We start from the raw sequence: 12863 nt of genomic DNA on the forward strand, positions 1-12863 counted from the left end.
AAGCATACTCCGGCTCTTTAGACGAATAAAAAAAATGTCAGTAATGGAAAAATATAGCATTGGAAATGGAAAAAGTGAAACGAAACTTCAGCACCTCCTCTCATTGCCGAATAAATCTAAAAAAATCAAATAAGAACAAATTTCATAACGCAAAAAAGTAGAAATCATGAACATTACAGGAAGATTGACAAGGGATGCGGAAGTACGCACAACGTCACAGGAAAAACAAGTAGTAAACTTTTCAGTAGCGACTAATGACAGCTACCGTAACAAGCAGGGCGAACGCATAGAGCAGACAACCTATTTCGACTGCTCATACTGGATAAGTCCGAACGTGGCCAAGATACTCACCAAGGGTACTTTGGTGGAACTCACAGGCAGGGTAAGTGCAAGGGCGTGGACAGGAAATGACGGAGAAGCACACGCAGGGCTGAATTTCCATACCTCAAACATCAAATTGCACGGCGGTGGCAAAAAATCAGAAACCGTACAGGCTATTGCACAAACAGGAACTAACAACACAGCAGGAAAAGGCACAGAGGACGACCTACCATTTTAACAACGAGTATTCAATCATTTTTTAACATCAAAATCTTATCAAAATGGCACATAATATCAATTTCAACGAGAGAACAGGACGTTATTCATTTTTTAGCGTACAGCAAAAAGCGTGGCACGGTTTGGGGCAAATTGTGGAGCAATACCCAACGAGCGAGGAAGCTATCAAACACGCAGGGTTAGATTACGAAGTAGTAAAATCCCCTTTATTTACCAAAGGTTCGGGCATAATCGAAACCGCAAACGGTATAGAGATAGGCAGTAACGAATTGGCAGTGCCCAACTATTTCGCCAACATACGCACCGATAACAATGCTGTATTGGGTGTAGTCGGGAAGGATTACCATATCGTACAAAACCGCGAAGCCTTTAATTTCTTTGATGCGATTGTAAGCAGTGGCGAGGGTATTCTATACGAAACTGCAGGAGCATTGGGCAACGGAGAACGTATTTTTATCACAGCCAAACTGCCTGACTATATCCGTGTAGGCAATGGCGATGATGTAACGGAAAAATATATTTTCCTGACCACTTCGCACGATGGTAGCGGAAGCATCACAGCTGCATTTACCCCTGTGAGGATTGTATGCCAAAATACGCTGAATGCTTCGCTACGCAATATGACCAATGTAGTGCGTATCAAACATACTTCGGGAGCAAAACAGCGTATTGAGAACGCCCATAAGATTATGGGACTTGCCAATACTTTGAGCAACCAATTAGAGGGTATTTTCAACGAATGGACAAAGGTAAAAGTATCAGACCAAGAGATACGAAAGCTAATCCAATTGGCACTTTGTCCGAACAAGGAAACGCTTGACCTTATCAAAAAAGGTGCGGAAGATGAAATTTCCACCGTGTTTAAAAATACCGTAGAAGATGCCTTTGCCTACGCTATGATAAGCGATACACAACAGATGGAAACCACGAAAGGCACATTGTTCGGAGCGTACAACGCCGTTACAGGCTACTATCAAAACGTAAGAAATTACAAGAACGATGAAGCCAAATTGCAGAGCATTGTATTGGGTGGAACTGCCCAACTCAAATCACAGAAAGCATTTGAACTGTGTAGCGGTTTTGCCTTAGATGGTTCAGAAATCCTAAAACTTAATTAGATAACAACAGGCTACCGTCTTAATCGGTGGTAGCCTATTAAAATTTCAAAACGATGAACACTAACTTTTTCAATCAAATAGCACAGTTGGATTTTACGGGAGTATTGCAACTGAACATTTCCAAAGGAGCAGAAAATAACCTTATCGTATCGGTCTTGGTCAACAACGAGCAATGCGGAGATAATGCCAAAAACCTTATACCACCATTGACATTTAACGCCACGCCCCAAGAGTTTGACGAGGGATTTTTTGAACAAATAACTAAGCCTATAGAAACCGTTTCGGGTGTAATGGTGGATATGGAAAAATTCCTAAAACAAATGGAAATTGTCAAACAGCAATCGGCAATGGAAAAAGAAAAGACCGAGAAAGCCAAAAAGGAAAAAGAAGCCAAAGACAAGAAGTTTAAAGACGGAATGGCAAAGGCTGACGAATTGGAGAAAGAGGGCAAATTCCGTGAAGCGTGGATGAAAGTTCCCGACATAACCGAGTTTCCCGAAAAAGCGGACGAAATCCGAAAATGCAAAACGGAATTGTCAAACAAGTTCGCCACACCGAGCCTTTTCGGAGCGATGGAAGAACCGCAAACCGAACCGACAAAAGTGGAAGAGGTTAGCGAAGATTATCCCATTGATGAAACGGACGAAGAAGAATAAAGCGTTAATCCCAAAATCGAAAAGTTATGTTATTAGCAACACAATTAGAACGAGTTTTTATACTCAAAGATAAAGGACAGGACATCAGACTGACCGACCCCGAACCACGTTGGAGCGTGGAAGCCGTAATGAATTTTTACGCCAATATGTACCCGATACTCACAACGGCAAAAGTATCTGCACCGCAAATCAAAGACGATGCAGTAGAGTACAAATTTGAGAGCGTAATGGGAACGAAAGGTTAACCAAATATTTAAAGCAATGAATTATGCACAAACATATCCTATCGGGAACTATCACAATACCCGAACAGCAACGACAACGGCAATTGCACCGACAGCTGAACGAGTTCGCCAATTGGATGCAAAAGCCAAAGGATGCAAACGAAATGCGGAAAGACAAACGCAAGTCTGTACCGACAGCAATGTTGCCGATGGTTTTCTAAAGAGTACGTTTCTGCCTAAACTGAAAGAAACCAAAACTGTACAGGCTTGCAGGAAATCGAAGATGGAAAGGGATTTTTTTCAGTCCCTTTCCAAATTGGGAGAGCATTACCAAATTGAACCGAAGCAAACACAACAGTTTCCTTATCCCTACAATATGGCATTGGCTATCTCGGATATACAAGAAAAACTAAACCAAAAGGTTTTGGATTGGGAAGAAATCCGTTTGGTACAGGACATTAAGAAAACCTATTTCGTAAGTGAGGAACGCTATAATACAGGCTCAACATTGTTTTATATTCCCATTGCTTCCTTATACCGAATGTTGCACAACCGTAAGCGGAAAAGAAACGCCCATTTGCTATTGTCCGTTTGTGCTTATCTGTACCACATAGCTGACATTCCGTACTACAGACAAGAAGCAAGCTATCTGTATTGGATGTATGAAATGATGAATGACTGGGTTGAACAGGACGATTATACAGATGAAACAGCCGTTTATCTTGCAGAGATAAAGCAAGCCGAATACATCGGGGATTATATGGAACAGCGGATTTATAACCGCATCAATCTGACCGTATTTGAACAGCGTGTCAACAGCTTTAAAGCCAAAGACGATATTGATAAAGAATGTTTGAACGTAGCAAAAGAAGCCTTTGCCCTTTATCAGACCTATCCGAATGAAAACGTATTCCGCAACGCTAAACCTAACGGAGAAGCATTGGAAGAAGATATGGAGAACATTATAGGAATGGAAAAATACATATCCTTTTACGCAGACCACAAAGGCTGGCTCAATGAAACGCTCATAGAATCGGTAAACAATGAAATACAGGAATACGGACAAATCGAAGAACCTATTATCCAAAAACAGTTTGACGGTAGGGATATAACCGCCAACAACCTTTGTTTTGAAAACCGATTATTTGAACTACTGCACAGATTAAGGGACATTTTACACACCTTTTAAAATTGGAACTATGGAAGCTACAAACGACATAACAAAAGACTTTGGCACATTGTACAACCCTAAATCGGCTTTGGTATTCTATGAAACCAAAGGAAGCAATACCGATGTTTATGTTGAGCATTTTGATATGGACAAAAACGGTAACCCTATCAACGCCCACCCATTGACCGTAAAGGAAGCCAATGTATTGGCAAAGGCATTGAACACCGAACAGGAGAAGAACAAAGCCTTTTTGAAGTCGAACGGAATTTTGCCGACCAACATTCTGCACATCAATCCGAATGCGGATAAAGGTGCGGTAATTTGGTACACAAAAGCACAGCAAAGGCAGTTGTATTTTGTCGATAGTCTGCAAATCCCCAACGGAATAGCACAAGTACCGCCAATGCTTTGGAAAGCCAGTAAAAATGGATTAAGCGTGTTTGCCCTAACAAGCGACAGAAGACCCACAGAAAAGACAAAACTGTATCATACACCATATTTCAATATTTACGAAGACGGCAAAGTCTGTATGGGAACGGTGAGCATTGAAATTAAAAAATCCGCTTCGGTGGAAGAATTTATACAGGCTTGGGAATACTATTTTTTCAATTCCTATTTCAGCCACTTGTTAGGTAAACATAATCCCATAAAAGGCAATTGTGTTACCGTATGGAAAGACCTTGTAAACACAGACAAACCCTTTCCAAAAGAAGTATTGAAACCGAATAATAAAACCCTTAAAAATCTATTGTAATGGAAACAGTAAAAACAGCCGTTCATTTTACGGACAACTATCTGATAAGTCCGACCAACCCGATTGACGTCAATTTGATTGGTGCGGGTGGCACAGGTTCAAAGGTCTTAACTGCTTTAATGGAAATGAGCCACAGCCTAACAGAATTGGAACACCCAGGGTTGCAGGTGCGTTTGTGGGATGATGATGTTATAACCGAAGCAAATTTAGGAAGACAGCGATTTGCACTGAGTGAAACAGGATTGTACAAATCCGTAGCCTTGATAAACCGTGTCAATCGTTTTATGGGTACGAATTGGAAAGCAGAAACCCAAAAATTTGAACGTAATAATTTCGGTGGTCTGCCCGAAAATGCAAAGGCAACGATTTACATTACTTGCGTGGATAACGTACAGGCACGATTTGATATTGCCGAAATGCTCAAAGCGATGAGCAAACGCAGAGCCAACCGTGACGAACCAAAGTATTGGTTAGACTTTGGCAACAGCCAACAAACAGGACAAGTGATACTATCTACAATCGGAGAGATTAAACAACCCAACTCTGAGAAATACGAAACGGTGGCAAGCCTGCCAATGGTTACGGATGAATTTGGCGAACTGCTGAAACAGTCCGAACAAACAGACGACACGCCAAGTTGCAGTTTAGCCGAAGCATTGGAAAAACAGGACTTGTATATCAATGCTACATTGGCTCAAATGGGTTGTTCCTTATTATGGTCTATGTTCCGCTATGGAATGACCGAAAACAGGGGCTTTTTTCTTAATTTGAAGAACTTCCAGACCCAACCCTTAAAAGTCGCCTGACAGCCAAAATCGGGCGGCAAAAATGCAATTCCTTCCTGCGGTCGGAAACGCATTTTTGCGTTCAAAAGGTACAATCACTTTGCTAAAATGTACCGTTTCACAAATTCCACTCTTTACATTTTATCAAACAGATTGCGAAATCTTTGCTGGGATATTTGGTATCCCTTTCGTTATTTTAGCTGACTTCATTTCTTTCCACACAGCGACCAAAGAAAAGAAGCAAAAGAATCTCGCTTGGTTAGTGATGGCTTTTTGTAAGTCAAGGCTTTATTTTTATTAAATTTGATAATAGTTAATGAGCTCGAATTCATCTAAAGAGCTATTGACTATTCTTAAATAAATTAATAGTCAAACTTAGTATAGATTATAAATGATTGAAAAAGAATTTGTACAACAAAGGCGCAAAGAAATTGCAGAAATCAGACATGCGGATAGTGTATATAGAGATATCCAAGCAAGAGAAGAAGAAAGAGAAGAATATGAAAAACGCTGGTTTTGGGAACTACTTCAAAATGCAAAAGATTCTATTGAGGAAAATCAAAGTATTAGAGTCAAGATAGAGATAACCGACAAACAGATTTCCTTTTCGCATACTGGAAATCCATTTGAACTTGACGATATTCTGAGTCTAATTATACAAGGATCATCAAAAAACAATAAAGAAGGTAAAACTGGAAGATTTGGTACAGGTTTTATGACTACGTATCTACTTTCAAAAAGGGTACATATCATTGGAAAGCTTACTGAAAATCAGGGTTGTTTTAGTTTTCTGTTAAATCGTGATGCTACAGATAACGATCATTTTTATCGGTTACAATTAGATTCAAATGAAGAGTTCGACAATTCAATCCGAGAAGAAAGTTATCTCGACAAGGGAGAATTTCAAACATTATTCACTTATGAGTTAGATTCAAAAGGAAAGGAAACAGCAAAGATAGGTCTTCTCTGCCTTGACGAGCTTATTCCAATAACACAACTTTTTAATGAACAGATAGAATCTGTTACAGTAACTGAGAACGGAACTACCAAAACTTTTTCAAAAATTCTACTCGATACACATGAGGAAGTGGGAATTGCAGAATGGCAAATCAATACTGTTGTGGATAATATAGAATGTGTTAGTTTAAAAGCATACATTCAAAAAGATAACAACTTTGAAGCCTGTATCATTACACAGTTACAGGAAGATAAAGAATTTATTTTTCCGCTGACACCCAATTACCCCCGATTGTATTACACATTCCCACTGATTGGAACTGAGGAAATAGGAATACCTATTATTATCAATTCGACAAATTTTGACCCACGTGTTGAAAGAGATGGTATTTACCTTAAAAAGGTATCTGAGGAAGGAAGTGAGTCTTCCAATAAAGAAATCATAAACAAAGCATTAACCAAAAGTATGCTCTCCTTTGCTAATCTGTTCAAAAGCAAAAACATAAAAGGTCTGTATGAGTTATTCAGCTTTGATCTTTCAAAAGACCTTAAGTGGATAGATCACAAATGGTTCACGGATGTTAAGGAAAAGGCTATAGAGCTTTTGGCGTCTGAAGAGTTTATTCATTATAATGGTGCAGATGAAAAATACAGCAGACTGAGTGATCTGACAATATCGTTCACTGATAAAAAAGAATATACTTCAGAGCTATGGAACCTTCTTTCAGAAATTAAATATCTTCGAATTCCATTACACATAGAACTTTTTAACTGGATTAAGGTAGCTGAAAAAATTGCAATCATCAAGCAGAATGTAGAGAGTACCTATGATCTGGATTTTGTCTGGGGTATTAATGAACTTATTGAGACAATTGAAGAAAAAGAATCTCTTTCTGAACTTGATGATTCCTTGAATATCCAAGGTCACGTATGGTTGAACCGATTTTATTCTTTGGTCGTTAAAATAAAGGGACAGTTTCCACTAGGTAACAGGATATCATTAAACCAAAAAGATAATTTCAGAAAAGCCGAAGGTATTAGTTGGGATATATCCAAAGATGACGAACTTGTTGCTATTTCGGATCTAATTGAACTTAATTTTGGGGAACGATTATTTTCGAGACACATTATTGAATTCAGCATTAGTAGTGTGGAACGGTTCTCGATTCAGAATGCGATATCTGAGCTGAAATCAGAATTAAATGATTTAACCGAAACAGCATTAGTAAATATAAAAAACCAAGAAGCAAGTGCAAGATTACTGAAATGGCTTATCGTAAAAGGACATAAAGATATTATTAAAGACCTTAAAGTACTGACAGGAGCAAATAAGAAGAATGAGGAAAGTTTTGGATATGACCATTTCCCAAAGACAGATCATCTTTTGTTGACTCCCAAAGTTTACTTTGAAGCCGAATTTCCATTGTACGCTAATCTCGTCAGGGATAAAGATTGTCTAAATGAGGTATATAATATTTTTTTAGAAACAGAAGATTATGCTTATCTAAACAACAATGGGTTTGTACATTTGACTCCAATAGTCATAAAAACTGAGAATGCAACGGTTAAGTTGTTAGAGCATCTTCTAGTACATGAAAATGATCTGAATTTATTGCGAGATGCGGACGGACAGCTTAAATACAAATTTGAAGTGTCTTTTTCAGATTTCGCATATCTAACTACCTCTGATGGGCATATCTATGGTCGTAACACGACGCAGAAGTCAAGTCTAGAACGACTTAAATTTATGCTGACAGAAGCAGTAGATAAAGATGGACTGTTTGATGAAGATAAACAAAAAATTACGCTGGAAGGATTAGAAAACCCTATCTATTTAAGGCAAAGCCTTTGGGTATACCGAGCACGCGGTCTAAACTGGATTAATGTAAAGACACAAAGTGAAGGAAGCGAAGCAAAGTTTGTAAGTGAAACTCCTTCCTCAAAGAATCTCTCCGAACTCCTAAAAAATGATGATGGATTGATAAAGACCATACGTGGTGCCAGACAGCAGAGCTTTCTGAATAAATTGGGCGTGGGTGTATCTGATCTAATACGCAACACGCTTCCTTCCGATGAACTCCGTTTAAGCTGGGATAAAGCCATTACAAATATGATTACAAGTGATGCAGATCCTGAATTGGTTCAGGAGATTTTTAATGATCCAGGAATAAAGAAAGAATATGAAAGAAGGCTAAATGAGAGGAAATTAATTGGCAGAAACCAGTCTATAGGCAAATTGATCGAAATACTTTTCAAGGAGTACATAGATGATCTGCGGTCAAAAGGAGCTTCCCTAAATATAGATAGAAGACCTTTCGGTAGTGATTATATACTCACTGAGGAATCATCTGATCTTGTCAATGCAAACGGTGAACGTGAAGGTTTCAAAATCAATGACTGGTTGATAGAACTGAAAGCTACAGGAAGAGAATATGCGGCTATGACTCCTTTACAAGCACAAAAAGCAACAGAAGAAAAAGATAATTACGCATTGGTAGTAGTTCCTCTTAATGGTGCTGACCCCGATGTTGAATACCTAAGGCAACACGCCAAGGTAATAAGTAATATAGGTTACAGGATAAATAATATTTATCCTGATTATAATGAAGTCGAAATAAGGAAAAGTGATCTCAATAGTGGAAAAGATGGGATTTCGGTCAATATTGAAGATCAGAATATAAGGTTTAATGTCAATTCAGAAATATGGGTTTCGGAAGAAACTAATATAGAAGGTTTTATCAAACTTATTTTTAAGGGAATAACAGATTAGAGAGAATACTTACAGAACTATCACGTTGTATATCTTGACTTTTTACTCACAGCAATTTGCTACTATCAATGTAAAAAAATATTTCAGCCATTGACAGCATTGTCAATGGTTTTTTTAAAATCATCCGTAACGCTACCAATAAGTAGACAGCTCGAAAAACCAATTTCCAAGAGAGCTTTACAGACTTTCTCGTCATCAATATCACTATGAGCAATTAGCTTTACAGAGGAATATTCCGTTCTCAATTTTTGAAGTTTTGCTATTATCTTTTTTTCGTAGAAATCAAGGTCGATTATACAAATGTTAGGTAGTGTATTTAATATTGACAATTGATGTAATCCATCTTCTATCGTTTCAGACCGAAATATTACTTCAATGCCTGAAGCAGTGAACTCGTTGCAGATTAAATCCAAAATCGGACTTCTATCATTAATAAAGGCGAGTGATTTTTTTTGTTGTGCGGTACCAGTTTCCATATCATCATACTTTTTTAAGTTGATGTAGTCCTGCACAAAAAAAGAAGCGCAGGCAACTACACTTAACGCACATTGAGGTACTGGTATACCCGACAACGAATAAGCGAGCGCCCACGCCTATGGCATGAGCGTTCTTCCTTATCGTCCCGTTGTCTAAAAATTACCAGTTTTCAATGTGGGACTTAAAGCAAAAACACTTTAAGATTTTCTATATTTTCAATAGCAAAGATACTAAACTCGTTCTTATAAGAAAACATAATCTGGACTGACTTTGGTTATTGTGTATCCGTGTTATTACTACAGTAATTTTTTTCCAATACAGTCATTATATCACTTTCCTTATAAATTATCTTGCCACCCACTTGTACATACGGAAGAATTTTATCATCTCTATATTGCTGTAAAGTCCTTTTGCTAATGTGTAGTAGTCTGCACAAATCTTCGCCCGACAGGTAAATCTCTCCGTTCATTACAGGACGGTAGTTTTTCAAGATTTCTTCGATATGGCTTCTTAACTGAGAAATCATATCTTGATGAATAATGATTTCTTCATTGTCATTCGTGAATAAATCCATTGGTATTGGTATTGTACGGCTGACCTGCTTCGAGCAAAGCCTGCACATCCGAGTGTTTATAATAATTCTTGCGGTTCAGTTTGGAATAAGGCAATAAGCCTTTGTTCTTATAAGTCTGCAAAGTCCGTTTGGTAGTGTTCATCATTAAACATACTTCCTGGTTATCAAGCCATTTCTCCTCTTTGAAAATAGGCATGTATTTTCTCGTGGCTTTTTCGGTCATTTCCAAAAGTTCCCTTAGCTCATTCTTCATCCCGTCCAATGCAGACTTTTGTATTGCGATAACTTCCATTGTTTGCTTGATTTTTCTGTGGAAGTCGAATTTACTAAGGCTTATTACAGGGTTGGGAAATGTGGTATTGATTGGCTTTGAGAGGCAGTATTTGGCAGTTTACTTTTGCCACATACGAAAAATCGGATAACCTTTTGGGCTATCCGATTTTGTTTTAAATATTATTGTAAGAATATGTATCAGCGTGGGGCAGGCTGTTCCGTTTTTACTTCCTGCTGTTTTTTCTCTCTATCTTTTTTCATTTGCGAATACGACCAAATGAAAAGAATACCGATAATAATTAAGGCATAGGCAATCCACTTGCCAACACGTTCTATAAAACGGATAAATACAGAGGCTTCAAAACTCGAAAAACCTTCCGCACCCACGGCATTTCGCCTGTAAAATTTTCTACGTCTTATCCAATAGATAAGCCCTATTCCTATAACAAGAGGAATAATACCCAGTACCAATTGAGAAGTAACCGCATCCATACCCATTGAAATTATAAATCAAGTAAAATTAAACAAAATCATCCTACGTCGAAAGCCGAAAAGCAAAAAACCGACTTTACAGGTCGGTTTTTATCTTCGTTTAAGTTGCACTTAATCACTACTGTTAAACTGAAAGCTCAATTGCTTTTCGTTCCCGAAGCTGTCCGAAATCCAAACCTCAAAAGATTGTGATACGGCAGATGTTGAAGTGTAATATAGCCTGAATTGTTCCGTTGGTAACGAGTACAAATCGTTTGGCAGATACGGTGGTTCATCATAATACCGTAGCGTTCCCGTTCCGTCAAATTGGAAATAGCGTAGATGGTACTGCGTGTTGCTGTAATTCCCTGTTCGCTGTATCGTTATCCTTATTTCTACTGTCTGTCCATTGGCAACATCTTTGGGTACCGGCATCACGTTTACCTCAAAAGGAAAATCGTTCTGTATTTCGAGGTCATCATCTTTGCTACAAGATACCAAAGAAACCGAAGCTGTGAGGATTGCCAAGAGTACATAAATCGGCAGTAATCCTATTCTAAATTTATTAAATATTGCTATCATCGTTTTACGTTTTAAAAGTTAAACCTTAATCCCACACCTGCGGAAGGTCGGAACTGTTTCATATCAGTTCCCCAAAGAACTTTTGTACGCCCATGCAGGACTAATACAAAACGGTCGGATAAGTACATTTCAAACGTGAGCCTTCCGCCAGCTCCATAGATGAAGTTGTCTTCATTCAAAATCTTTGCTCCGTCATACAACATCGCTTCGCCACGGTTAATGGTTTCATACCCCAATACGCCTGTTATCCCAGCATTCAGTGTGATGTTCTTACGGGCATCGCCCAGCAGGAAGAAACTGTAACCACCTTCGGCTGTATAGGTTTCCTGTGGTATGCGTAGGTCTTTGTAGTCTTGGTATTGGTGGGTGTATTCCAATGCCCAAAGTTGGTAATTGCCGTTTTTGCCGTTCACGGTCATTCCGATATTGATGTAATAATCATTACCGATTTTATCATCGGATAGTACACCAACATTTACTTCCAATCCTTTTTGCTTAGGCAACATCCGTTGTGCCTGTGCAACCGTGATGCCTACTAAAACGAGCATTACGGTATAGATATACTTTTTCATGCTAATTACTTTAAAGGGTTATTAAAATTTAAGGTGCATATCGTTAATCAAACGAGCCTTGATTAAATCGGAATTTTCTATTTGGAGCGTTTGATGCCTGCCACCGTTCTTCTCGAAAATCTCAATCAGCAGTACCTTGTCATCGGCAATGGTAAATTGGTCTAACAGGAACACGTTTTGTTCGGTTGATTTTCCGTTAATACCGTCCAATGGTTTGTAAGTACGAAGCGGTATCATCGGGCGTTCTTGTACGACGGTACGTTTTGCCACTTTCTTATCTACCACCTTGAAATTCACAAAATCAATCTGGAAAGGTACATTGGTACGGTTTCTCAATTCCGTATGGAAATAGTATTTACCGTTGTGGATATAAATGCCTTTCAGGATAAACTGAATACCGAAACTCTTCGCCCCAATATGCTTTACAATGCGTTTGTCTTTCTTGTAAATGGTTTCCAAAAGCAAGCCTGCCAATGATGGAGAATTATTGCCCAATTCTTCAAAAAGCACATCGTTACCATTGGCTTTATCAACTGCCTTTTGCATCGAGAGCAGATCATAGCTCATTGCCTCTGGGTACGAACTGTAATACACATTAAAACTGTAAAAACTTCCATCATTCGTGATAACAGAAAAATTGGTTTCAGCCTGGAAATCCCTTACTGATGCTTTTACGCGCAACACGTTTTCAGCATCTTCCGCTTTTCCCGCAATCAGGTATTCGCTACCCAAATCCACGTAGCGGATGGCGGTCGGGAAAATCAGGTGCGAAGTCTTATCATAGGTAACCTCCATTTTATAAGGTTCTATTTTACCTAATTCGAGTTTAGTTCTTATCGTATCCTGTGCAAAAGACTGTACGGCAAAGCCGAGTATCAGGGCAAATGCCCAAAAGGTTTTTAAATGATTTTTCATTGTTCT

Annotated in this window: 16 protein-coding genes; 9 read left to right on the forward strand and 7 right to left on the reverse strand. The window is 38.6% G+C overall.

The window, feature by feature from the left end; translation table 11 throughout:
- Positions 1-166: 166 nt before the first annotated feature.
- The 9 genes from BUR17_RS07000 (at position 167) to BUR17_RS07040 (ending at position 8993) form a co-directional block, all read left to right on the forward strand.
- Entirely contained in the window at positions 167-559 is a 393-nt protein-coding gene (locus BUR17_RS07000; protein ID WP_074229603.1) for a single-stranded DNA-binding protein, read from the forward strand.
- A 43-nt stretch (positions 560-602) separates the two neighbouring features.
- A complete protein-coding gene (locus BUR17_RS07005) occupies positions 603-1676 on the forward strand; it encodes a DUF932 domain-containing protein (protein WP_074229604.1) in 1074 nt (357 codons plus the stop codon).
- A gap of 53 nt (positions 1677-1729) precedes the next feature.
- Positions 1730-2332, forward strand: a complete 603-nt coding sequence (locus BUR17_RS07010) for a PRTRC system protein E (protein WP_074229605.1) — start codon at positions 1730-1732, stop codon at positions 2330-2332.
- 26 nt (positions 2333-2358) lie between these two features.
- Positions 2359-2577, forward strand: a complete 219-nt coding sequence (locus BUR17_RS07015; RefSeq protein ID WP_037438461.1) for a PRTRC system protein C — start codon at positions 2359-2361, stop codon at positions 2575-2577.
- A gap of 16 nt (positions 2578-2593) precedes the next feature.
- Positions 2594-3745, forward strand: coding sequence for a hypothetical protein (locus BUR17_RS07020; protein ID WP_074229606.1), 1152 nt, complete (start codon positions 2594-2596; stop codon positions 3743-3745).
- Positions 3746-3755: 10 nt separating this feature from the next.
- Positions 3756-4481, forward strand: coding sequence for a PRTRC system protein B (locus BUR17_RS07025; RefSeq protein WP_074229607.1), 726 nt, complete (start codon positions 3756-3758; stop codon positions 4479-4481).
- Complete coding sequence (locus BUR17_RS07030; RefSeq protein WP_074229608.1) at positions 4481-5287, forward strand: PRTRC system ThiF family protein; 807 nt, start codon at positions 4481-4483, stop codon at positions 5285-5287. The genes BUR17_RS07025 and BUR17_RS07030 overlap by 1 nt, the downstream gene beginning before the upstream one ends.
- A gap of 22 nt (positions 5288-5309) precedes the next feature.
- Entirely contained in the window at positions 5310-5567 is a 258-nt protein-coding gene (locus tag BUR17_RS07035) for a hypothetical protein (protein ID WP_074229609.1), read from the forward strand.
- Positions 5568-5657: 90 nt separating this feature from the next.
- On the forward strand, positions 5658-8993 hold the full coding sequence (locus BUR17_RS07040; protein ID WP_074229610.1) for a sacsin N-terminal ATP-binding-like domain-containing protein: 3336 nt from the start codon (positions 5658-5660) through the stop codon (positions 8991-8993).
- An 83-nt stretch (positions 8994-9076) separates the two neighbouring features.
- Here the strand turns inward: BUR17_RS07040 and BUR17_RS07045 are convergent, their stop codons facing one another.
- The 7 genes from BUR17_RS07045 to traN form a co-directional block, all read right to left on the reverse strand.
- On the reverse strand, positions 9077-9469 hold the full coding sequence (locus BUR17_RS07045; protein ID WP_074229611.1) for a response regulator transcription factor: 393 nt from the start codon (positions 9467-9469) through the stop codon (positions 9077-9079).
- A gap of 275 nt (positions 9470-9744) precedes the next feature.
- Positions 9745-10044 carry a helix-turn-helix domain-containing protein gene (locus BUR17_RS07050; protein WP_074229612.1) on the reverse strand — a complete coding sequence of 100 codons (300 nt, stop codon included), beginning with the start codon at positions 10042-10044 and terminating at the stop codon, positions 9745-9747.
- On the reverse strand, positions 10025-10336 hold the full coding sequence (locus BUR17_RS07055) for a helix-turn-helix domain-containing protein (RefSeq protein WP_074229613.1): 312 nt from the start codon (positions 10334-10336) through the stop codon (positions 10025-10027). Before BUR17_RS07055 ends, BUR17_RS07050 begins: the two co-directional genes overlap by 20 nt.
- 179 nt (positions 10337-10515) lie before the next feature.
- Positions 10516-10809 (reverse strand): molybdenum ABC transporter permease, encoded by a 294-nt coding sequence (locus tag BUR17_RS07060; RefSeq protein WP_074230252.1) that lies wholly within the window; start codon positions 10807-10809, stop codon positions 10516-10518.
- A gap of 111 nt (positions 10810-10920) precedes the next feature.
- Positions 10921-11370, reverse strand: a complete 450-nt coding sequence (locus BUR17_RS07065) for a DUF3872 domain-containing protein (RefSeq protein ID WP_074229614.1) — start codon at positions 11368-11370, stop codon at positions 10921-10923.
- 11 nt (positions 11371-11381) lie between these two features.
- Positions 11382-11942, reverse strand: coding sequence for a conjugal transfer protein TraO (locus BUR17_RS07070; protein ID WP_074229615.1), 561 nt, complete (start codon positions 11940-11942; stop codon positions 11382-11384).
- Between the two features lie 21 nt (positions 11943-11963).
- The gene (traN, locus tag BUR17_RS07075) at positions 11964-12857 is read right to left on the reverse strand and encodes a conjugative transposon protein TraN (protein WP_074229616.1); all 894 of its coding nucleotides are present in this window, start codon (positions 12855-12857) and stop codon (positions 11964-11966) included.
- Between the last annotated feature and the right edge of the window lie 6 nt (positions 12858-12863).

The sequence above is a fragment of the Chryseobacterium scophthalmum genome, from assembly GCF_900143185.1.
Taxonomy (GTDB): domain Bacteria; phylum Bacteroidota; class Bacteroidia; order Flavobacteriales; family Weeksellaceae; genus Chryseobacterium; species Chryseobacterium scophthalmum.